Annotated in this window: 24 protein-coding genes; 3 read left to right on the forward strand and 21 right to left on the reverse strand. The window is 30.7% G+C overall.

Annotation, left to right across the window (positions count from 1 at the left end):
* Nucleotides 1-67: 67 nt before the first annotated feature.
* From CLRAG_RS18460 to CLRAG_RS18525, 14 genes are all read right to left on the reverse strand, one after another.
* Nucleotides 68-700, reverse strand: coding sequence for a cyclodeaminase/cyclohydrolase family protein (locus CLRAG_RS18460; RefSeq protein ID WP_013240368.1), 633 nt, complete (start codon nucleotides 698-700; stop codon nucleotides 68-70).
* Between the two features lie 20 nt (nucleotides 701-720).
* Nucleotides 721-2,397 (reverse strand): formate--tetrahydrofolate ligase, encoded by a 1,677-nt coding sequence (locus CLRAG_RS18465; RefSeq protein ID WP_065079737.1) that lies wholly within the window; start codon nucleotides 2,395-2,397, stop codon nucleotides 721-723.
* On the reverse strand, nucleotides 2,398-3,174 hold the full coding sequence (locus CLRAG_RS18470) for an ATP-binding protein (RefSeq protein ID WP_029170176.1): 777 nt from the start codon (nucleotides 3,172-3,174) through the stop codon (nucleotides 2,398-2,400).
* Nucleotides 3,175-3,472: 298 nt separating this feature from the next.
* Nucleotides 3,473-5,368, reverse strand: a complete 1,896-nt coding sequence (cooS, locus tag CLRAG_RS18475) for an anaerobic carbon-monoxide dehydrogenase catalytic subunit (protein ID WP_065079738.1) — start codon at nucleotides 5,366-5,368, stop codon at nucleotides 3,473-3,475.
* A 533-nt stretch (nucleotides 5,369-5,901) separates the two neighbouring features.
* Nucleotides 5,902-6,312: a universal stress protein gene (locus tag CLRAG_RS18480; RefSeq protein ID WP_065079739.1), complete on the reverse strand. Its 411-nt coding sequence runs from the start codon at nucleotides 6,310-6,312 to the stop codon at nucleotides 5,902-5,904.
* A 423-nt stretch (nucleotides 6,313-6,735) separates the two neighbouring features.
* A complete protein-coding gene (locus CLRAG_RS18485; protein ID WP_065079740.1) occupies nucleotides 6,736-7,086 on the reverse strand; it encodes a FlxA-like family protein in 351 nt (116 codons plus the stop codon).
* Between the two features lie 163 nt (nucleotides 7,087-7,249).
* Nucleotides 7,250-7,597 carry a NifB/NifX family molybdenum-iron cluster-binding protein gene (locus CLRAG_RS18490; RefSeq protein WP_065079741.1) on the reverse strand — a complete coding sequence of 116 codons (348 nt, stop codon included), beginning with the start codon at nucleotides 7,595-7,597 and terminating at the stop codon, nucleotides 7,250-7,252.
* A gap of 88 nt (nucleotides 7,598-7,685) precedes the next feature.
* A complete protein-coding gene (locus CLRAG_RS18495) occupies nucleotides 7,686-8,141 on the reverse strand; it encodes a DUF134 domain-containing protein (RefSeq protein WP_065079742.1) in 456 nt (151 codons plus the stop codon).
* Complete coding sequence (locus CLRAG_RS18500; RefSeq protein WP_065079743.1) at nucleotides 8,111-8,584, reverse strand: Fur family transcriptional regulator; 474 nt, start codon at nucleotides 8,582-8,584, stop codon at nucleotides 8,111-8,113. The genes CLRAG_RS18495 and CLRAG_RS18500 overlap by 31 nt, the downstream gene beginning before the upstream one ends.
* Nucleotides 8,585-8,601: 17 nt before the next feature.
* Nucleotides 8,602-8,958, reverse strand: a complete 357-nt coding sequence (locus CLRAG_RS18505; protein ID WP_065079744.1) for a NifB/NifX family molybdenum-iron cluster-binding protein — start codon at nucleotides 8,956-8,958, stop codon at nucleotides 8,602-8,604.
* Nucleotides 8,959-9,018: 60 nt separating this feature from the next.
* A complete protein-coding gene (locus CLRAG_RS18510; RefSeq protein WP_065079745.1) occupies nucleotides 9,019-9,864 on the reverse strand; it encodes an ATP-binding protein in 846 nt (281 codons plus the stop codon).
* Nucleotides 9,855-10,685, reverse strand: coding sequence for a P-loop NTPase (locus CLRAG_RS18515; RefSeq protein ID WP_065079746.1), 831 nt, complete (start codon nucleotides 10,683-10,685; stop codon nucleotides 9,855-9,857). The genes CLRAG_RS18510 and CLRAG_RS18515 overlap by 10 nt, the downstream gene beginning before the upstream one ends.
* 30 nt (nucleotides 10,686-10,715) lie before the next feature.
* Nucleotides 10,716-11,069, reverse strand: coding sequence for a NifB/NifX family molybdenum-iron cluster-binding protein (locus tag CLRAG_RS18520; protein WP_065079747.1), 354 nt, complete (start codon nucleotides 11,067-11,069; stop codon nucleotides 10,716-10,718).
* Nucleotides 11,070-11,229: 160 nt separating this feature from the next.
* Nucleotides 11,230-11,598, reverse strand: a complete 369-nt coding sequence (locus CLRAG_RS18525; protein WP_065079748.1) for a winged helix-turn-helix transcriptional regulator — start codon at nucleotides 11,596-11,598, stop codon at nucleotides 11,230-11,232.
* A 183-nt stretch (nucleotides 11,599-11,781) separates the two neighbouring features.
* Between CLRAG_RS18525 and CLRAG_RS18530 the strand changes: the two genes are divergently transcribed.
* On the forward strand, nucleotides 11,782-12,171 hold the full coding sequence (locus CLRAG_RS18530) for a pyridoxamine 5'-phosphate oxidase family protein (RefSeq protein ID WP_065079749.1): 390 nt from the start codon (nucleotides 11,782-11,784) through the stop codon (nucleotides 12,169-12,171).
* Between the two features lie 154 nt (nucleotides 12,172-12,325).
* Here the strand turns inward: CLRAG_RS18530 and CLRAG_RS18535 are convergent, their stop codons facing one another.
* The 3 genes from CLRAG_RS18535 to CLRAG_RS18545 form a co-directional block, all read right to left on the reverse strand.
* Nucleotides 12,326-13,156 (reverse strand): Mrp/NBP35 family ATP-binding protein, encoded by an 831-nt coding sequence (locus CLRAG_RS18535; protein WP_065079750.1) that lies wholly within the window; start codon nucleotides 13,154-13,156, stop codon nucleotides 12,326-12,328.
* Nucleotides 13,157-13,267: 111 nt separating this feature from the next.
* Nucleotides 13,268-13,489: a hypothetical protein gene (locus tag CLRAG_RS18540; protein WP_065079751.1), complete on the reverse strand. Its 222-nt coding sequence runs from the start codon at nucleotides 13,487-13,489 to the stop codon at nucleotides 13,268-13,270.
* Between the two features lie 485 nt (nucleotides 13,490-13,974).
* Nucleotides 13,975-14,847: a LysR family transcriptional regulator gene (locus CLRAG_RS18545; protein ID WP_065079752.1), complete on the reverse strand. Its 873-nt coding sequence runs from the start codon at nucleotides 14,845-14,847 to the stop codon at nucleotides 13,975-13,977.
* A gap of 107 nt (nucleotides 14,848-14,954) precedes the next feature.
* Between CLRAG_RS18545 and CLRAG_RS18550 the strand changes: the two genes are divergently transcribed.
* Nucleotides 14,955-15,950, forward strand: a complete 996-nt coding sequence (locus CLRAG_RS18550; protein WP_065079753.1) for a YeiH family protein — start codon at nucleotides 14,955-14,957, stop codon at nucleotides 15,948-15,950.
* A gap of 271 nt (nucleotides 15,951-16,221) precedes the next feature.
* Here the strand turns inward: CLRAG_RS18550 and CLRAG_RS18555 are convergent, their stop codons facing one another.
* The 4 genes from CLRAG_RS18555 to CLRAG_RS18570 all read right to left on the reverse strand — a co-directional run bounded on the left by CLRAG_RS18555 (nucleotide 16,222) and on the right by CLRAG_RS18570 (nucleotide 19,835).
* Nucleotides 16,222-16,713 carry a flavin reductase family protein gene (locus tag CLRAG_RS18555; protein ID WP_065079754.1) on the reverse strand — a complete coding sequence of 164 codons (492 nt, stop codon included), beginning with the start codon at nucleotides 16,711-16,713 and terminating at the stop codon, nucleotides 16,222-16,224.
* Between the two features lie 176 nt (nucleotides 16,714-16,889).
* Nucleotides 16,890-17,651: a TIGR03943 family putative permease subunit gene (locus CLRAG_RS18560; RefSeq protein ID WP_167351589.1), complete on the reverse strand. Its 762-nt coding sequence runs from the start codon at nucleotides 17,649-17,651 to the stop codon at nucleotides 16,890-16,892.
* Nucleotides 17,648-18,769 (reverse strand): permease, encoded by a 1,122-nt coding sequence (locus CLRAG_RS18565; RefSeq protein WP_154105029.1) that lies wholly within the window; start codon nucleotides 18,767-18,769, stop codon nucleotides 17,648-17,650. Before CLRAG_RS18565 ends, CLRAG_RS18560 begins: the two co-directional genes overlap by 4 nt.
* A 139-nt stretch (nucleotides 18,770-18,908) precedes the next feature.
* Nucleotides 18,909-19,835, reverse strand: a complete 927-nt coding sequence (locus tag CLRAG_RS18570) for a metal ABC transporter substrate-binding protein (protein WP_065079755.1) — start codon at nucleotides 19,833-19,835, stop codon at nucleotides 18,909-18,911.
* A gap of 124 nt (nucleotides 19,836-19,959) precedes the next feature.
* Here CLRAG_RS18570 and CLRAG_RS18575 point away from each other — a divergent pair, with 124 nt between their 5' ends.
* Nucleotides 19,960-21,030: a permease gene (locus tag CLRAG_RS18575; protein ID WP_065079756.1), complete on the forward strand. Its 1,071-nt coding sequence runs from the start codon at nucleotides 19,960-19,962 to the stop codon at nucleotides 21,028-21,030.
* The last annotated feature ends 1 nt before the right edge of the window (nucleotide 21,031 follow it).

The following is a 21,031-nucleotide window of genomic DNA, read 5'->3' on the forward strand; positions in this document are numbered from 1 at the left end:
TACCATACTAAACTAATTTACAAGTGCCTCCAGAAGAAATTAAGATTTCTTCTGGAGAATAATAATTTTATTTGGAAAGTGCACTAACTACTTTTTCATATACCTTATCTGCAATCTTAATGCCTTCTTCAACTAAAGGTTCCGTCTCTGCTTTTACCTTTTTAACATATTCCTGATCTTTAATGGAATTAATGTTGATTATGACATTAAGCTGTGCTCCAATAATAGCAGCTCTTAGACACTGAACTCCTACACCAACATCACTTATTGCAAGTTTGGAGCAGTTATCTACAAGTGCCTCGTGGAGTTTTATTGCTTCATAAGCTTGCTTAACAATGCTTACTGGAACACTGCATGCTTGCTTTAGACACTTTTCTAGAGTTTCTTCTTTTATTTTTTTCTGCTCTTCAGTGTCTTTTGGCATTCCATAAGCCTTTGAAAGAGGCAGAAAGCATTCTGCATCTGCATCCATCATCTTTAAAAGCTCTGCTTGAAGCTCATCAGATCTTTTAAGTATGCCTTTTACCTTTTCATCATACTGTGCATACTTTTTCTTTCCTATTGTAAGGTTACATACCATGCCTCCAAGTGCCATTCCTATAGCACCTGTAATAGCTGATCCTCCGCCTCCACCAGGAGTTGCAGCTTTAGATGCAAGAACTTCTATAAAATCTGTGCAACTTTTATCTGCTAATTTCATATTGTTTCCTCCTAAATGTTTTAGAATAATCCGCTTATTACTCCATTCTCATCTACATCTATTTTTTCAGCAGATGGAACTTTTCCAAGACCTGGCATCTTCATTATTGAACCAGTTACTGCAACTACAAAACCTGCTCCAGCAGAAATTGTAACCTGTCTTACTGTAATATTAAATCCTGTTGGTCTTCCAAGTTTAGTCTGGTCATCAGTTAAGGAGTATTGGGTCTTTGCTATACATACTGGTGTTTTACCAAATCCTAATTTTTCAAGCTCATCAATTTCTTTTTCTGCCTGACTTGTGAAAGTAACATCATCAGCACCATATATCTTTTGAGCTACTGCTCTTATTTTATCTCTAATTGGTAATTTTTCATCATAAGCAAACTGGAAGTCATTTTTCTCTTCTTTTATAAGTCTAAGCACTTCTTTGGCAACTTCTAGTCCACCTTCGCCGCCTTTAGCCCAAACTTCTGATAATCTTACATTTACACCTAATTCTTTACATTTATCTTCTACTAATTTTAATTCTGCCTGTGTATCTGTAGGGAATGCATTTAATGCAACTACTGCTGGTAATTTATATACCTTAGTTATATTCTCTACATGTTTTAATAGATTTGGAAGTCCTTTTTCAAGAGCTTCTAAGTTTTCATTATTTAAGTCAGCCTTTGGAACTCCGCCATTGTATTTCAATGCTCTAACTGTAGCAACTATTATTACTGCATCTGGTTTTAATCCTGCCATTCTGCACTTGATATCTAAGAATTTTTCAGCACCTAGGTCAGCACCGAAACCTGCCTCCGTAACTACATAATCACCAAAGTGAAGAGCCATTCTAGTAGCCATTATTGAGTTACAACCATGAGCTATATTTGCAAATGGTCCGCCGTGTACAAATGCTGGTGTTCCTTCAAGAGTTTGAACTAGATTTGGTTTTAATGCATCTTTAAGAAGTGCTGCCATAGCTCCTTCAGCTTTCAAATCATGAGCTGTTACAGGCTGGCCATCTCTAGTGTATCCTACAACTATTTTAGCAATTCTCTTCTTCAAATCAATTATGTCACTTGATAAACAGAATATAGCCATTATTTCTGAAGCAACTGTTATATCAAATCCATCTTCTCTAGGTGTACCATTGGCTTTTCCACCTAATCCATCAACTACAAACCTGAGCTGTCTGTCGTTCATGTCTACGCATCTTCTCCAAGCAATTCTTCTTGGGTCTATGTTAAGCTTATTGCCTTGATATATATGATTATCTATCATTGCTGCAAGTAAATTGTTAGCAGCAGTGAGTGCATGTATATCACCTGTAAAGTGTAGGTTTATGTCTTCCATAGGTACTACTTGAGCATATCCACCACCGGCAGCTCCACCTTTTATACCAAATACAGGTCCCATAGATGGTTCTCTAAGTGCAACAACAACAGATTTTCCCATTCTATTTAATGCATCTGCTACACCTATTGCTGTAGTAGTTTTTCCTTCTCCAGCAGGTGTTGGGTTTATAGCTGTACATAATATAAGTTTTCCATTCTTTCCAGGTGTAGTCTTTAACAAGTTGTAATTTACCTTTGCTTTGTATTTACCATACAATTCAATATCATCTTCGGAAATATTTAATTTCTTTGCAATTTCCTTAATGTCCTTCATTGTGCATTCTTGAGCTATTTCGATGTCTGATTTATAAGTCATTTAAAAAACCCCCATTTCTAATTTTTGTTTTATATTTTTTACCTCCTTAACAGTTTCCTCATTGGAATCGTAAGGAGATTGATTGACTCTATCAGAACTTCCAACTGTGTCACTATAATGTATAAATCCAAGACATTCTTTTTCATCTACATTTTCCAATACAAATTCTTCGTCCTTCTTATTTCTAATTTTATTTGCTACCACAAATATCTTTTCTATTCCTATATCCTTAGCTAATTTTTTAACATGCTTGAACGTCTGTATACTTCTTATTCCAGGTTCTACAACAACAATAAATACATCTACACCTTGCGCTGTTCCCCTTCCCAAATGTTCAATACCTGCTTCCATATCCATTATGACGATATCTTTGTTTTGGAGCATTAAATGTGACGTGAGTTTTTTAAGCAAAACATTTTCCGGGCAGAAACAACCTGTTCCGCCTGTATCAACTGTTCCCATAGTTAAAAGTCTTACACCTTTGTATTCCTTGCAATATCTTTCTGGTATATCATCAACTTTAGGATTTATTTTAAACATTTTTCCAAAGGATCCTGGAGTAGAATTTGTTCTCTCTGCTACTAACTTTTTCATTTCTGAAATTGGAACAATCTCATCTGCTATCTCTTTTGGAAATCCTAATGCTAATGCCAAATTGGGATCAGGATCTGCATCCACAGCTAAAACATTATATCCTTCTTCTGCATATATTCTACTCATTATCGCTGAAAATGTAGTTTTACCTACACCACCTTTACCTGTTATAGCCATTTTCATTTTCATATGTAGTCCCTCCCATTTTGAACAACCATTTTATATAATTTATTTAAAATACAAACTTAATATATACTTTTATCTACAAATATATTCCCTTATAATTTATGTATTTGTAGATAAATTATAAATTTTATTCTACATTATACCATCTATAAATTAAAATTCTTCTCAAAATGATATGTAATCTTGACTTCATATCACTTTGAGAACATATTTTTATATCATATTGAGCCATGCAAAATTAAAATTAGCTTTTAAGCCATTTTAACTTTGGCATGGCAATTGCTTGTCTTTATTATTAGATACCTAATTTTTTACGTTTTTCATTCATCCTATTAACCATTTGTTCAACTGCTTTATGAGGATCTGTTTCTATAAAGAATTTAGCTCCTACCCAGTCTTCCATCTTATTAGTAAGAATATCTACAACTTCTGGACCGCCTGTTACTGGAGGTGTTACTCCAAGCCAAGTATCTATACCTGAAGTTACTACATAAGTACCTATAGAAACAGCTTTTTCTGACATCCATCCAGGTGCTACACCTACAACTGGAAGATCACTCATATCTGTACCTAAGAAATTAGCTACTCTACCAACTAAGTCTAATATACGGCTTATATCAACACAAGAACCCATATGAAGTACTGGTGGTATACCAACAAGCTTACATACAGTAGCTAGTCCTGGTCCTGCATATTTTTCTGCTGCTTCTAATTGCATTAATCCATATTCTGCTGCTGCTTGAGCTGCACAACCTGTAGCAACAACTATTACATCATTCTTTATTAATCCCTTTATAGTTTCAATATGTGCAGAATTATGAGTAACTTTAGGATTGTTACAACCAACTACACCTGCGGCACCTCTTAATACTCCTGATACTAAAACATCTGCTAAAGGCTTTACAGTTTGCATTGGTCCTATTTGTGTATTAACAACTTTGTCCAATTTGTTTATTACTTCTTCAACACTATATCCTACAATTCCCTTTGATTTCAATTCAGGAATCATTACTTTACTGTTATCTCTATTTTTAAAATTTAATATTGCTTCCTTTAAAATCTGTTTAGCAGAATCAAGTGGATGTTCTTCATCAAATTCAATATAAGTTGAATCTGTGATATGTGCCTTTGGTGAAGTCGTTATAAACTTAGTATGATATGACTTAGTCAATTTTGCTAATGCTGGCATTATACACTGTACATCAACTATAAGTCCATCTACTGCTCCTGTAACTACAGCCAATTCCTGCTGCATAAAGTTTCCTGCTATTTTGATGCCATGTATCATGGAAACTTCATTTCCAGTACAGCACATTCCGCATAAGTTTATTCCATCAGCACCTACTGATTTAGCAAGTTCAACTAGTTCTGGATCTGATGCTGCTTCTACTATCATATCTGAAAGAAGAGGTTCATGTCCGTGTAAAACTACATTTACAGAATTCTTTTCAAGTACTCCAAGATTTGCTTCTGTCTCAATTGACTTAGGTGTTCCAAACATTATATCTCTAAATTCTGTAGCCATATATGATCCTAGCCATCCATCACCTAGCGAACATCTCATAGCCATTTTAATCATAGCTTCTGCATCTGCATTACATCCTATATGTGTTGAGTGCATAACTGCAGCTATTTCTCTATCAATTGCCCTTGGAACTATGTCAAGTTTATCCCATATTTCCTTTCTCTTTGGTGGAAGGGACGGTGGAAGTTTAACTTCTCCCATTTGTCTACCATAATCATCTAATCCTCTTTTAGCTACATCATGAGCTATATCATATATGTCTCTTCCTTCAGTTTCTACATCATATATTTTTGCAACTTCTTTCAATTTATTTTCATCTTTAACTTTTATATCTCCATCTTTGCTGGAGTGGTATAAGCTAAGTGCTATACTTCTACCATGATCTGAATGTGCAGCAGCTCCGCCTACAACCATTCTTGCAAAATTTCTAGATACAATTACATCTGCTGTAGCACCACATATACCTCTTTCAACGCCTTTTCCTGGCACTGGACTTACTCTACAAGGACCCATGCTGCAATTTCTACAGCAAACTCCTGCTGACCCAAATCCACACTGTACCTTCATGTCTGCTTTCCTATCTAAAGCAGTTTCAACCCCATCTTTTTTTGCCTTGTCCAATAATTGTAAAGTAGCTTGATCAATTGACTTTGCCTTTTCTTCCATTTTAATAATTCCCTCCTTAAAGAAATAACTTCAATTTTTGTTGTAATTACTTCTTAAAATAACTTAATTTTACCTAAAACCCTATTTTTTTATTTTAATTAATTGTAATAAATACAATTATAATTATAACCTTTTTACTACATAAAATAAATATATTTACCATAAAAAATGTTAAAAAATAAACATCCATTTAAGTATAATCTTGGTTATTGATATTATTAATAAATTATTTGTGAATTTAATAAGAAAATAAATATTATTATGTGAAATATACAATTACATGTGACATATTTTGGTCTTTTAAGCATTACATGGATGTAAAAAAATTAAGAAACGTTTACAATATTATTACATAACTTCTTCAATTACATATTACCATAATAACGTACAACTTGAAAAGGATTTTTTTAAAAAAACTAAAAAATTTTTTAGGCAAATTTCTACTGTTTAAGTCTAGTATTTAAAAAATATCTATACTAGTTTGGTATATATTTAACAAACATTTGGAAGTTTACTCCAATTTCAAAATTAAACTATTCTGGAACTATTATGACTATCTTTGGTGAATTTTTAACAACTTTACTAGTAACAGAACCAACCATCCTAGCTAACCCTTTTTTAGTAGACTTAGTCATTATTATAATGTCGAAATTATCCTGCGAAGCCTTTTTTAATATTTCATCTCCAGCATATCCAAAATCAAAAAACTTATTTACAGTATATCCCTGAAGTTCTTTTTCTGCCCTGTCTAAAACAATCTCCCCTGTTTCACGTGCTCTATCAACTTTATCCGTAATCACCATATCATTTACTATAACTATTTCTGAAATATTCATAACTGTAACTTCTACTTCATCTCTTTTAAACATTTTTTTTAATAAGTCAAGAGAATGCATGCTCCTGTCAGTTCCATCTAATGGTATTAATATTTTAGTTTTTGCCATACCAAACACCTCTTTCACACCTTTAGTAAATATTTATACTTATGTTATTCTATATTAGAACTCATCTTTCCTGCTTTTATAAAATTTTATTTGAATCTATTGATTATGACTCAACTTTCGCACATATAAAATTTTGACTTAATATAAAAATAGTGCGAAGCAATTTGCTTAGTTGAGAATTGAGAGTGGAAAGTGGAGAGTTAATGTGGATTTTTTTCGTTGCACTACAAAAAATCTTTAATTAAATTTTGAAGCCTCGTTTCGCTAAAGCGAAACATTGATGGTTCATATAAGTTTAAAGATTTTTTGCAATAGCTAAAAATCAACATTCACTCTCAACTCTCAATTTTCAACTCTCATCTCAAAAAGCTTTGCTTCGCAAAGTTTTTAAACTATGAAAGTTGAGTTATGAAAATTTTTAAATTAGGCAAACGCATCAAGTATATTATTACTGGAAGTGTTTTTACTACTTGTACCACTAGAATTAACGGTATCATTTTTCAGTGATTTTACTTGCTGGTTATCGATTTGTGTCGTTTTTTGTGATTGATTTTGTTGAATCTGCGACTGAATCTGCTGAAGCTGTGCTTCAAGTTCTTTGATCTTTGCTTGTTTTGTCTTTTCATCATCTTTACTTGAATTTTCCTGCTGGATCTGCTGCTGGATAGACTGTTTCTCTTTTTCAAGCTCGCTTACATCACTGCTGCTGCTTGAAACTGAACTTGAAACTGAAATTGAAGCTTTTGATATAGAAGAAATTGATGAAATACTCATTTTAAGACCTCCTAGAAATTTTATTATTTATATCTCTTCCTTAGATAAGTTTAATATGGTAACATTAATTTTTTCTTAAAAAGTCTCTAAACAAAAAAATCAACTTATACTCCGGATATTTTTACGTATAAGTTGATCTTTCGTTTAGAAACTCTATTTTTGCTTAGTGCTCACAATGGTGATTGCAAAGCTCATTTTTATCTTCTAATTTTCCGTCAATATAACTTTGAACAACATCTCTGTATTCACCAGATGCCCCTTTTATTACTTTGAGACCGCACTGCTGCAATCCCATCAAAGCTCCTCCACCAATACCTCCAGTTATTACTAAATCGACATTATGTTTTACTAATAAATTTGCAAGTCCCTCATGTTGATGAGCTAATTGAACTGTAGATACTTCTTCAACATTTCCAATTTTGTTGTCCTCAACAGTTACAATTACAAAACTCTGACTCATACCAAAATGTTGGTTAACCATATTTCCGTTATTAGGTAATGCTATTTTCATAAACTTTCCCTCCAATTTTTGTCATATGCTACTTTCATTATATCATTTTTAATCTTATTTGCAATACTCTCAAATAGTTTTTCCACAATTAGACGTTATTATCACTTTTTATATTTCTACACCATTTTCTACAAAATTTCGCCTTTTTATTGCATATAACTTCTTCTGAACCACAAATAGGACAAGTATATCTATCTTGCTCATATTTTATTTCATATACATTACCGCAATGTAAACACTTAAATTTACAGTAGGTTGTAGTATAGTTACCTCCATTTATTCTTATGGCATTTCCTTCTGTTAAGGCAACAGCTACTTTTTTTCTGGCACTATCTATGATGTTTTGAAAGGTTTGCCTGGATACCTGCATTTTTTGAGCACATTCTTCTTGATTTAATTCTTCAATATCCTTTAACCTCATTGCCTCAAGTTCTTCTACCTTTAAAACAATTTCCTCAATTTCACACTTATGTTTTCCCCAGGGTACAAAATAAGTATTTTCCGGGAAAAACTCTACTCTTCTAAACTTTGTTGGCCTTGGCATTTTAACTCCTCCCTGCATTTACTACATAATCCTATAAACATAATATTTAAATCATATATTTCTAAGTCATTTTCTGCTTCTACTTTTTTATTTAGTCTCAGATAGTCAAAGTTTAAACTTTGACTATCTATATCAATTATACTATTACAATTAGAACATTTAAAATGCATATGCAGGGGTTTTCTACTAAATATTTTCATTTCATAGTAACTTATTCCATTGATATTTATTTCTTTTACTATCCCTAATTCATTAAATACTCTTAAAGCTCTGTACACTGTAGCAGATCCTACATGCTTTTCTTTTACTTTTTCATATATTTCTTTTACATTTAAATGTGTCTTACTATCTAAGATAGCTTCCAATATTGTTCTTCTGCCTGTGGTAAATTTATATCCACTCTTCTCCATAATTTTTTTTAAAGACATTAAATCATTATTCATGAAATCATCCTTTAAAATTATTCGTTACAATGTCCTTCGTATTTATGTTCCTCACAAACACTTCCTGTTGATTTTAATTCACCTTTAATATATTTTTGTACCATATCATCACATAAGCCTTGCGCACCAACTATTACCTCAATTCCATTTTCATTAAATAACTGTTGTGCTGTTTCTCCCATACCTCCTGCAATAATTACATTTACATTTAAACCTTTTAAAAACACTGGAAGATATCCTGGTCTATGTCCTGGATTTGCAGTAAATTGTCCCTGAGATGCCTTTCCATTCTCTACATCATATATTGTGAAACCTTCACAATGTCCAAAATGTCCACTTACATACTTTCCATCACTTGCAATTGCTATTTTCATTTAAATTTCCTCCTTATATTTTAATTGATAATTTATAATTTTATACTTAACGCTAAAAATTTAGAAAAAGCTCTTTATAGTATTCCACATATCTTCAATAGCTTTTTCTGCCATACTTTCCTTATAAAAAGTTATAGGTTTTAATTCATTTATGGACTTCATAACAGTATCATCATAAGGAATTTTGCCTACTAACTCTAAATTTTCCAAGAAGATAAATTTTTCTATTCTTTTACTCATTTCTTCATTTATATCATATTTATTTATACATACCATAATAAAAATTTCAAAATGTTTACACAAATTTACTACTCTCATTAAATCTTCAAGACCTGATTTTGTAGGTTCAGTAACAACCAACACAGCATCACTACCTGTTACAGACGATATTACAGGACATCCAATACCAGGTGATCCATCTATTATAGTCAACTTATTATCATAATTAAACTTTTTCCCATTTTTTCTTAAATAACTTACTAATTTCCCTGACCCATCACCCCCTATTTTCATTTCTGCTCTTGAAATTATTCCTTTATCTAACTCAGTAATGAAAGTACTTGCTACATCTTGATCTTTTAATTCTATAGCATTATGAGGACATACTAATGTACATGCACCACAACCTTCACACTCAAATAAATCTACTTTAAAGTCTGTTATAGCTTGAAATTTACATACGGTTTCACATTTCCCACATTTTTTACACATAGATTCATTTATAGAAGCCTTTTTACCACCTATAAAACCTTTTTTTTCTATATCTTTTCCTTTATAAAACATGTAAAGATTTGGGGCATCTACATCGCAATCTATCCTTATTACATCTTTTGCAATTTCAGCTAATGCTGTTGCAATAGTAGTTTTTCCTGTTCCACCTTTTCCACTTACAACTACTAATTCCAAGCTAACACCTCCCTTATCTTCTGTGAGAGTTTATCAAATATTGCTTTGTGGCATAAATCATCATATAATATTTGGCCCTTAGAATAAAGTATTGCTGTATTCTTACTATAGTCAATAGTACCTAACAACATAATCTTTTCTTCTTTACAATATTTTTTTATTATATTGTCCTTTTTATCATCTTTATTTATAACTATACCAAAAGGTATGTTATACATCTTTACAAGTTCTACAGCCATTTTTAAATCATGAAGTCCAAACTCTGAAGGTTCTGTAACGAGCACTGCAGCATCAGCATATTTTAAAGTATTTATTACATTACAGGAAGTTCCAGGTGGACAATCAATTAAATTAACTTCTCCTGACAAATTCTCAAGTAATTCTTTAATAACAGGTACTGCCATAGGTTCACTTATATTTAAAATTCCTCTACTGCATTTTATATCTCTTGATGTTCCTTTTTCAATTTTCCCTATTTCTCTTTTACCATAAGTTACAGCATTGTATTTACATACAATTTCACAAGCACCACAGCCATGACACAACTTTTGAAAAAGGAAAAGATCATCCTTCACTTTTGCAAGGGCATTAAATTGACATGCATTTGCACAAGCACCACAGGCAGTACATTTACGAGCATCTATTATTGGATATTCTACTTTCACCGATTCTACTACATCTACTTTAGGTTTTAGGAACAGAAAACCATTTGGTTCTTCTACATCACAATCTACATAGTCTGCCTTTAAAGCAAGAGCAAGATTAGTAGATACTGTAGTTTTTCCTGTTCCTCCTTTTCCACTAAGTACTGCTATATTCACTATACACTCATCTCCAACTTAATAAATTCTTCAATGGTGTGCTGGACCAGAAATTTTTATTTCTTCAAGTTCGTTATTTTTATACTTCTGAAGAACTGAGTTTATATCTATACTACTGCACTTATAAGCTTTGATTCCTGATTTTTCAACAAGCTCAAATGCATTAGGTCCAAGATTACCTGTAATAATAGCATTTACTTTTTCATCTATTAATTGATTAGATGCAGCAATACCTGCTCCTCCACTTGAACTTTGACCTTTGTTTTCTATGACTTTAATTTCTCCACTTTCAGTGTCATGAATTTGAAAGTACTTGCACCTTCCAAACCTACTATCAAGTAAATCTTCAGCATTTTTTCCTGCTGATGAAATTGCTATTTTCATCACTATCCCTCCAAATCTTCAATTATATTTTTGCTATAGATATGAATTATATTCCAAAATAAACTCATATCTCAGTTATGTTATTGGCATTTGCTATTTTCATAGTATCACTAATATTTATTATTGTCAAATGCCAATAACTTATATTTTTATAAATTGATTATTTCATATCATTTTTATTGTCTAAAGATTCACATTGTTTACATTTAAAACATTTAATAGGATGAACAACATCGTTATTAAGTGACCAATCTCTCATTGCCTTCAATATATCCAACATGCTTGTACCCATTTCACTTAAACTATATTCAACACGGGATGGAATTTCCGCATATACTTTACGTACTATAAGACCATCTTTCTCCATTTCCCTCAATTCCTGAGTTAAAACTTTAGCACTTATACCTGATATTTTTCTATTTAACAATCCATAACGTACAGGTCCTTTTATTAATTCTTTTAATATGAGTATTTTCCACTTTCCACTTATTAATGATAATGTAGTCTCAATAGGGCATCTATATTTCATGTAAAAACCTCCCTTCAATAGTTACTTTTATGTTAGTATTGTTACAAAAAAGTGCATACTTGATAAATATAATAATTGTTGTAACATATTAGTTGAATAATTTATATAAATTTTTAGTAAGTATTTAAATTGCTGGAATAAGAATATAAATTAATTACAATTTTTAGATGTGAGGTGTATATTATGAACAAACTTGATGAAAAGGTAAAAAAATTATTAAACGAATCAAAAGCATGGATTATGTCTACAATGGACACAACCCCTAATGCAGTACCTATTCTTTTTAAAAAGATGGATAATGAAGACAACCTTATCCTTTTCGATGTTTTTATGAAAAAGTCCATTGAAAATATTAAAAAGAATTCACAAATTGCAATTACTATATACAATGACGAAACATTGGAAGGATATCAATTGAAAGGTACAGCAACATATTCAACTGATTCAAAGCTTTTAGAAGAAGGAAATTCAATAACATCTAAAATGAACCTAACAACCAAAGGTGCTGTCATTGTAAATGTAAAAGAAACATTCATTCTAACCCCTGGTCCTAATAATGGGCATATTCTCTAATGCCTTTTACTAAAATAGATTTATTCTCAAATACCCATAACTCCCTTTAAACTATTTTGTTTTAAATTACCCCCATCAGAATATACTTAAAAAATCTACCCGTAACTACAAAACGGTTACGGGTAATTTATAATTCATTTATAAGTATTTGTCTTTATTTGTCTAAACTCTTCATTACGTTATCAACGATAGGATAAAAAACCTTTTCAAGGTCTTCATCTTCATTTTTATATGTAGGATCTGATAAATTACCTACGCTATTTAAAACAGGAATTTCTCCTAAAAGCTTCAAATTCATTTCTTCTAAAAACTTAGTTGTGCTTTCTCCATTAAATGGTTTTATTTTTTTTCCACAATCCGGACAAGTTATATAGCTCATATTTTCAATAACACCTAATACATCAATATTAATTGCCCTTGCCATATTTACAGCTTTTGAAACTATCATTGAAACTAGATCCTGGGGAACAGATACCATAACTATTCCATTTATAGGAATAGACTGCATAACTGTCAGTGCAACATCACTTGTTCCTGGAGGCATATCAATAACTAAATAATCAAGTTCTCCCCACAGTACATCTGTCCAAAATTGTTTAACTACGCCCCCAATCATCGGTCCTCTCCAAATGACAGGATCATTTTCATTATCCACTAATAAGTTTAAAGACATAACCTTTATGCCATCATCTGTATCTACAGGATGCATTAGTTCTCCATCTGAAATAACTTTTTTATCTTTTAGTCCAACAAGCCTTGGTACACTTGGACCTGTTATATCTGCATCTAAGATACCTGTACTATATCCCAGTTCCTTTAAACGTTTTGCAATAAGAACTGAAATTGAAGATTTTCCTACTCCACCTTTTCCACTCATAACGCCAATAATTTTTTTTACTTTGTTTAAAGGATTATTTTCAATCATACATTTCTGCTTATCCTTATCACATCCCCCATTAGATGGGCATGAATTACATTCTGACATGAAATCATCTCCTAAATTTATAATTAGCATTTGCTACTTATATAATAACTCCATTTATAATTATTATCAAATGCCAATTATAATAATCATTTTTCTATTTAAAACAAAATATCAATCACAGCGTTTTTTCCGCAATAATTCTTCTAACTCATTAATGCGTTTATTTATTTGTTCTATCTCAGCTTCATATTTTCCTACTGCAGCACTAGATAAATGAATGCCTCTCTGTCCTAGTACAAGTGATCTTTCTTCTTCTATATCTTCAAGAGAGTCTTTAAATTCTGCAAGTTTTTTTTCTAATTCAGGAATACTCATTTTTTCAAAATCATACATTATAATCTACACTCCATTTCTTTTTATTACTCAACTTTCGAATATATAAAATTTTGACTTAATATAAAAATATTGCGAAGCAATATTTTTGAGAGGACAGAGGACAATTGACAGATGACAGTGAAGGAAGATTTTTCTCCGTTACACTACGAAAAATTTTAAATTTAAAAGAAACTCACGTTTTTTTGTTTCTAAGAAGTACTTTCTGAGCAAGCAATTATCTGAAAATCACAGATTTTAGAGCCTGCTTAAGCGATGTTTTGCATTAGCAAAACAAGCTTAAAAATAAATTAGTTTTCTGACGTAAGGAGGAAAACTCACCTTCATTGTCCTTTGTCCTCTGTCAATTGTCCTCTTGAAAAAGTTGCTTCGCAATATCCTTAAACTGCGAAAGTTGAGTTTATTATTAGTATCATCCACAATATCACAATCATTAATTCACGATTACTGCTTTTCCCACTAAGTAAAATTCATTGATACCTTTACTACTTTATTGTACATAAATCTATAAAACGTTTCATTGTCTCTGTTAAGTATTTGTTCTTGTGATATATGATTTTAAACTTTCTTTTAAATTTAATACCTTTAACAGGTATTTCGCAAAGGGTACCAGAGGATAATTCATTTGTCACTGAATTTCTAGAAATAACTGACACTCCTAATCCTTCTGCAACTGCAATTTTTATAGTATCAGTATTGTTACATATCCAGGAAGCCTTCCATGTTAATTCATTTTCTATCATTTTATCTTCAAATGTCTTACGAGTTCCACTTCCTTTTTCACGAATAATAAATTTTTCTTTTTGAAGTTCGCAAGGTTCCACATAAGGAAGTTTTGCAAATCTGTGGCAAGCTCCACAAATAAGTATCAATTCATCATCCATAAATGGTTTGTTTAAAATGTCTGAATTTGTCGTTTCTCCTTCTACAAGACCTATGTCAATTTCATCGTGAAGAAGCATTTTTTCAATTTCTGTAGTATTTTCTTCATACACTTGTATATCAGTTTCTGGATATACTTTTTGAAAATGTGAAACAAATTTAGGTAAAACATAAGCTCCAACAGTAACACTTGCACCAATGCGGATAGCACCATTTTTATACAAAGTTTTCATGTCATTTTCTAATTCTGTATTTAATTTGATAATATACCTAGCATAACTCATCAGTTTTTCTCCTGCCTGAGTCAGATAAAGTTTTCTTGAAAGCCGTTCAAAAAGTCGTATGCCATAGTGACTTTCAAGTTCAGAAATTGCCTGACTAACTGCTGACTGAGACATAAAAAGTGTTTCAGAAGCCTTAGTCATATTCATTTTGTCACATACAGCAACAAATATTTTAAAATGTCTTAAAGTCATAATATTCTCCTTACACATTAGTATATACTTATTACATTCATTAAATAATAATATTTTACTTATATAATGTCAAGGTGTATTATGAATTGCAGATAGGGGGAGATCTTATGAAAACAATAACTAATAAAGTATCAGGAATTATACTTGCACTAATTATAGCTATTCCAGCATGGCTACTTGGAAATACTTTTCCTATTATAGGAAGCCCTGTGCTTGGAATTTTATTTGGAATGGTTTTAGCATTTTGGAAAAGACCAAGCTGTTTTAATGAAGGTATAACCTATACTGCAAAAAAATTACTACAATACTCCATTATCCTTATGGGTTTTGGCATGAATCTTTTTAATGTTTTTAAAGTAGGAAAACAAACAATTCTTTTAATGACTTTCACACTAACAGCAGCATTTATTACTGCTTATATTGTAGGTAAATTATTAAAGATAAATGGGAAAACGGCAACCTTAATTGGCGTTGGTTCTTCCATATGTGGTGGTTCAGCTATTGCAGCAACAGCTCCTGTTATTAACGCAAATGAACAAGAAGTTGCCCATTCTATATCAACCATATTTCTTTTTAATGCCATTGCAGCCTTTTTATTTCCATTTCTCGGGCATTTATTTGGCATGAGTAATCAATGTTTTGGGCTTTGGGCCGGAACAGCTGTTAATGATACTTCATCTGTAGTAGCCGCTGGTTATTCTTACAGCAATGCAGCAGGCAATCTTGCAGTGATAGTAAAACTTACAAGAACCTTAGCTATTGTTCCAATTACGTTGGTGCTGGCTATTTACACTTCTAAGAAGGAAGCTAAAAATAAAGAAGAATCTTATAGTCTAAGTAAAATATTTCCCTGGTTCGTACTTGGTTTTGTAGCCGCATCAGTAATTAGCACATTTATTCCATTACCAGCTGTATTTACTACATTTTTATCACAGGCAGGAAAATTTATTATTGTAATGGCAATGGTATCTGTGGGACTAAATACTAATATTATAAAACTTGTAAAAAATGGTTTAAGTCCAATCCTATTAGGCTTTACATGCTGGGTAGTTTTAGCACTTACTTCACTTGGCGTTCAACATTTTATAATGGGTATTTTTTAAGCATACGTTAATAAATATTTATAACTCAACTCTCACTCATATAAAATTTAAACTTAATATAAAAATAGTGCCAAGCAAAGCTTTTGAAAATAACAAAGTTCAAATAACAAAGAACAGATAAAGATGATTTCCCTCGTACCTCAGGAAATCTATAATTTTAATATTTTCTGACGTTAGGAAGAAATTTATCCTTATTTGATATTTGAACTTTGCACTTTGTTCTTTAAAAAAATTGTTTCGTAATTTTTTTAAAGAACGAAAGTTAAGTTTATTAAAGAAGTTGAATTTTAGAAAAATCAATATCTCCGTTATCTTTAATCATTTCTTTATCAGCATGAACATATTCAATTTTTCCTGCAAACATTTCATGTGAACCAGTAATTATAGAATCCTCTACCTTACACTCTATGTTTATAGGGCAATCTGCTAATAAAGGAGCATTTACCTTTATTCCTTCGTCAACTTTAATATTAAGTTTTGAAAATTTATCTTCATTTCTGCCGCTATGACTACCTAAATATTCAAACATTTCTTTTTCTTCTTTTGTAACAATATTTACTACAAAAACACCTGTTTCTTTTATCATTTTATAAGAATATCTAGATGGAACAATACCTACCATAATCATTGGTGGGTCATAACTGCAGTTACAACAGTATGCTACTGCTAGTGCATTATTCTTACCATTTGCATCCCTACAAGAAACTAATATTTTAGGCATTGGTTGAAGACATGAATTCATATTTCCTTGAATTTTTTCCATAATAATATTCCTCCATTGTATATATATTGGCATTTGCCATTTTCATGATACATCTATGCATAATTATTGTCAAATGCCAATGTGAAAACATATATTTTACAATTTATTATAGTAAAAAAGCCCATGCATTATAAAATGCGTAGGCTTTTTTATTACTTCTCTTCCTTGTATTAAAGTTATTCTGGATATATATATTGATTTTGTGGCTTTTGAGCTGGATCTACACCTTCAACTCTTATAACAGGAGTACTGGACTTTTCACCGTTAATATTTTCAGTTTCTACATCAATTTTTCCTGTGATTTTAATCCATTTGTTATTTTTTAATGTAGAAGCTTTATTCCAATCACATACTAATCCTGTAACCTCTGTATCAGCAGCACAGCAAACCATCATTAATCTTGCAATTAGAAATTTATCTTTAGAATTTGTACCATCCCTAAATACAAAACCTGTTATAACTATATCTTTACCTTTATATTTGCTTGGATTATTATAACAAATATCATCTGCTATATGAGTAAAATTTTTTCCATCAACAACTAAAATATTATCTTTTGGAGTATCTTTCTGAATACTTTTCGATTGAGTTTGAGAAGTTGAGATTTTTTTACTTATGCTATTTTTCATTACTACTTCACCCTTTTTTGAAATAAGTTCATCATTTAATCCCTGCGGATTTATGTAAATACCTAAAAACAATGGAACTAAAAACACACAAAAATAAACTTTTCTTTTATTGATTTGTGTAGGTATAAAAAGTCTTCTTAGTTGAAAAATAGTAAGTATAAGAAAAATAATAAAAGAAAAACGAACATATTTTATCATTTTAGGATTAAGATAAAGATAAATTTTCCCGGATGAAAGTAAGTTGTAAACATAATAAGTAAAACATATAAGTATTACAAACCATTTAAATTCACTTTTGTTCAATTTCACAATATCAATCCCCCCTTAAAAGGCAAGTAGTTAACTACTGCTCCTATAATAAAACAAACTGTAAAAATTACAAAAATCAGTTTTATTATAAATCTACTTTTAAAAGTCTCACTTAACATAAGTGTATTTTTTATATCAATCATTGGTCCAAATATAAGAAAAGCTATTATAGACCCTGTAGTAAATTGGCCAACAAATGTTCTTGCAATAAATGCATCAGTTTCAGAGCATACTGCTAATAAAAATGCTAAACCTATCATAACAAGTATGGAATATATTTTGTCATGTCCAACTAATAAAATATACTTTCTTGGTACAACTGTTTGCATTAGTGAAGATAGAAATGCACCAATAATTACAAACTTTCCAACATCATTTAATTCTATAGTAGTATGGTCCACTACCTCCATAATTGTTAATCCTATATTATGTTTTTTACCTGAATTATAATGAGAATGTCCACATCCGCATTGGCAATCACTATCATGTTGATGATAATGCCTGTGATGATATTGGAGATCCATGTCTACTTTTTTTAATACAGAACTATTATCACATATAATGCTAATCACATTACCAATAATCATTGCCCCAATAATACCTAACCCACCACGCATAATAACTATGTAAATATTATTTGAAAATGCATAGTAAGTTGAAGCAAGTACTACTGGATTTATTATAGGTACGGAAAGCATAAAAGTAATACCTATATGTAACGGCATACCTTTTTTTATTAATTTTCTTACAACAGGAACAATTGCACAATCACAAATAGGAAATACTAATCCTATTAAAGCAGCACTTAATAATCCCAAAAACTTGTTTTTAGGTATTATCTTAGCTAAAGTTTCTTCTGTAACAAATATTTGAATTATAGATGCCAATATTGTTCCAACCATTATAAAAGGAAATGCCTCCAAAATTATACTTAAAAAAATTGTTGAAAATCCTTGTAACATTTTATTATCTGTTAAAGATTTAAATTGAATATTAGGCAGTGAAAAATGAAATGATGGCATTAATACTGAAATGCTTGAAAACAAAATAGGAAAAATAAGCATAAAAATAATCATTATAAGAAAGTTTTTTCCCAATTTATCATTTTGAGTTATCAATTGTACTTTACCTCCCTCTATTACGTTTATACTAAATTATAATATTTATATTAAATACATAATAGAACAAAAATAAGAGTTAGACACTAATTTCTTAGTGCATAACTCCTATTTTTAATTTCTTTGAAAATGCCTTAACCTATTTTAAACTATTATATATTAATTCTAAATTACTCTTCATGCTTTGAATATAATCTTTATTATCTTCCTTGCTTTCAATTGTATATATCTTTTTCACTTTCGCTCCAACTTCTTTAGCAAGAGTATCTGAAACCTTAGGACTTACCATGTCTTCTACAAATATGGTTTTTATTTTATTTTGCTTACAGTAATTAATTAACTCTCCCATCTTTTTAGTTGTTGGCTCACCTTCTGCAAATACATCTTCTACACTATTTTGTTTTAGTCCAAAATCTCTACAAAGATAAGCAAAGGCTGCATGACCTGTAACAAAATTTTTATTAGTTACTGTATCAAACTTTTTCTTATAATCATTATATAAACTGTTAAGTTGAGTTGAAAAATCTTTATAATTTTTCTCATAATAATCTTTATTAGATGGATCAGCCTTTACTAAAGCTTCTTTTATGTTTTTTGCTTCAAATTCCGCACCCTTTAAACTTACCCAAGCGTGAGGATCATTTTGTCCATGTTCCTTAATTTCACCTTCATCAGTATTTTTTATTGACTCAAAACCCTTTGATGCTTCAACAACAACTAATTGTTTGTTATTTACAACTTTTAGAGACTTGTCCACCCATGACTCCATTCCAAGCCCATTATAAACAAATACTTTAGCTTTGTTTAAATCTTCAAGATCCTTCGCTTTAGGCTCATATTCATGAGGCTCAACCCCATTTGGAATTACTGTCTTAACTTCTACCTTATCCTTACCTACTGCTTCAGCAAATTCTCTCATAGCATTAAAAGAAACTACAACTTGAATTTTTCCATGAGATTCCTTTTTATCAGCAGCCTTATTATTGCTGCTCACATTATTACCACATGCCGAAAAAGTTACAAGACTACACATTAACATTAAAATTGAGATTATTTTTCTATACATTTTTTCACTCCTTAAATAAAGTTGTTGCAAATCACTTGCATTTACATATATAATATACATATATACCTAAATTGTCAACAGCTTCCACATTAAATATCATTTAATAATCAGCAAAGGAGTTAAAATGGAAAAGAAGGCTAAGTTTTATACAAACGACAAAAAACTGGCTATAATTATAATCTCAATGGTATTATTACTTTTTTTAATGAATATCTTAAGAAATATTTTTATAATAAAGATTGATACTAATACATTAAATAATTTTTGCACAGTATTCATAAGCATGATACTAGAAGGACTGCCATTTATTATAATTGGATCTCTGATTTCATCATTTATCCAAATCTTTATTTCAGAAGAAACTATATTAAAAATTATACCTAAAAATAAAATTATAGGTTTATTTTGTGCAGCATCAATAGGCTTAGTTTTTCCAGTATGTGATTGTGCAATAATACCTGTTACCAGAAGGCTTATAAAGAAAGGAGTTCCTACAGGCATAGCTATTACTTTTATGCTTTCTGTACCCATAATCAATCCTATAGTTTTGTTTTCCACTTACTATGCATTTACTGGTAAACTATACATACTAATTTCAAGATTCATATTTGGATTTATAAGTGCTGTTTTAATAGGATATTTCGTAGATTTAATACATTCAGGAAATGTGCTGAGATATGATATTCAAGTAAACAAATGCACCTGCAATTGCAATGGACATCACAATCACAGTCATAATCACAATAATACTATCCATAAGCTTCATCTTTTTTCTGATATAATTTACCATACTAGTTCTGAAACCTATAATACAGGTAAGTTATTTATTATAGGTGCACTTATATCAGCCTTTGTTCAAACCTATATACCAAAAAAGTATATACTCTCTATTGGACAGGGTGAAATATACTCTATATTAATTATGCTTGTATTAGCTTATATATTATGTATTTGTTCTCAAACAGATGCTTTCATTGCTAGAACTTTTCTTGGACAATTTACTGTTGGTTCTGTAATTGGATTCTTAATATTTGGCCCAATGCTTGATATAAAAAACACATTAATGCTCATGGGCACATTTAATAAAAAATTTGTCATAAAACTTATTTTTCTTATACTTTCTATATGTTTCATTATGGCTGCATCTGCAAATTATATAATTCCTCTTAGCTTAAAAATTATTGGGGGTATCTAAA

This window comes from Clostridium ragsdalei P11, assembly GCF_001675165.1.
Classification (GTDB): Bacteria; Bacillota; Clostridia; order Clostridiales; family Clostridiaceae; genus Clostridium_B; species Clostridium_B ragsdalei.

Bases quoted from the DNA above. Each gene is read 5' to 3' on its own strand.
- CLRAG_RS18460 (WP_013240368.1), bottom strand. From the start codon at position 700: ATGAAATTAGCAGATAAAAGTTGCACAGATTTTATAGAAGTTCTTGCA.
- CLRAG_RS18465 (WP_065079737.1), bottom strand. From the start codon at position 2,397: ATGACTTATAAATCAGACATCGAAATAGCTCAAGAATGCACAATGAAG.
- CLRAG_RS18470 (WP_029170176.1), bottom strand. From the start codon at position 3,174: ATGAAAATGGCTATAACAGGTAAAGGTGGTGTAGGTAAAACTACATTT.
- cooS (WP_065079738.1), bottom strand. From the start codon at position 5,368: ATGGAAGAAAAGGCAAAGTCAATTGATCAAGCTACTTTACAATTATTG.
- CLRAG_RS18480 (WP_065079739.1), bottom strand. From the start codon at position 6,312: ATGGCAAAAACTAAAATATTAATACCATTAGATGGAACTGACAGGAGC.
- CLRAG_RS18485 (WP_065079740.1), bottom strand. From the start codon at position 7,086: ATGAGTATTTCATCAATTTCTTCTATATCAAAAGCTTCAATTTCAGTT.
- CLRAG_RS18490 (WP_065079741.1), bottom strand. From the start codon at position 7,597: ATGAAAATAGCATTACCTAATAACGGAAATATGGTTAACCAACATTTT.
- CLRAG_RS18495 (WP_065079742.1), bottom strand. From the start codon at position 8,141: ATGCCAAGGCCAACAAAGTTTAGAAGAGTAGAGTTTTTCCCGGAAAAT.
- CLRAG_RS18500 (WP_065079743.1), bottom strand. From the start codon at position 8,584: ATGAATAATGATTTAATGTCTTTAAAAAAAATTATGGAGAAGAGTGGA.
- CLRAG_RS18505 (WP_065079744.1), bottom strand. From the start codon at position 8,958: ATGAAAATAGCAATTGCAAGTGATGGAAAGTATGTAAGTGGACATTTT.
- CLRAG_RS18520 (WP_065079747.1), bottom strand. From the start codon at position 11,069: ATGAAAATAGCAATTTCATCAGCAGGAAAAAATGCTGAAGATTTACTT.
- CLRAG_RS18525 (WP_065079748.1), bottom strand. From the start codon at position 11,598: ATGAAATATAGATGCCCTATTGAGACTACATTATCATTAATAAGTGGA.
- CLRAG_RS18530 (WP_065079749.1), top strand. From the start codon at position 11,782: ATGAACAAACTTGATGAAAAGGTAAAAAAATTATTAAACGAATCAAAA.
- CLRAG_RS18535 (WP_065079750.1), bottom strand. From the start codon at position 13,156: ATGTCAGAATGTAATTCATGCCCATCTAATGGGGGATGTGATAAGGAT.
- CLRAG_RS18540 (WP_065079751.1), bottom strand. From the start codon at position 13,489: ATGTATGATTTTGAAAAAATGAGTATTCCTGAATTAGAAAAAAAACTT.
- CLRAG_RS18545 (WP_065079752.1), bottom strand. From the start codon at position 14,847: ATGACTTTAAGACATTTTAAAATATTTGTTGCTGTATGTGACAAAATG.
- CLRAG_RS18550 (WP_065079753.1), top strand. From the start codon at position 14,955: ATGAAAACAATAACTAATAAAGTATCAGGAATTATACTTGCACTAATT.
- CLRAG_RS18555 (WP_065079754.1), bottom strand. From the start codon at position 16,713: ATGGAAAAAATTCAAGGAAATATGAATTCATGTCTTCAACCAATGCCT.
- CLRAG_RS18570 (WP_065079755.1), bottom strand. From the start codon at position 19,835: ATGTATAGAAAAATAATCTCAATTTTAATGTTAATGTGTAGTCTTGTA.
- CLRAG_RS18575 (WP_065079756.1), top strand. From the start codon at position 19,960: ATGGAAAAGAAGGCTAAGTTTTATACAAACGACAAAAAACTGGCTATA.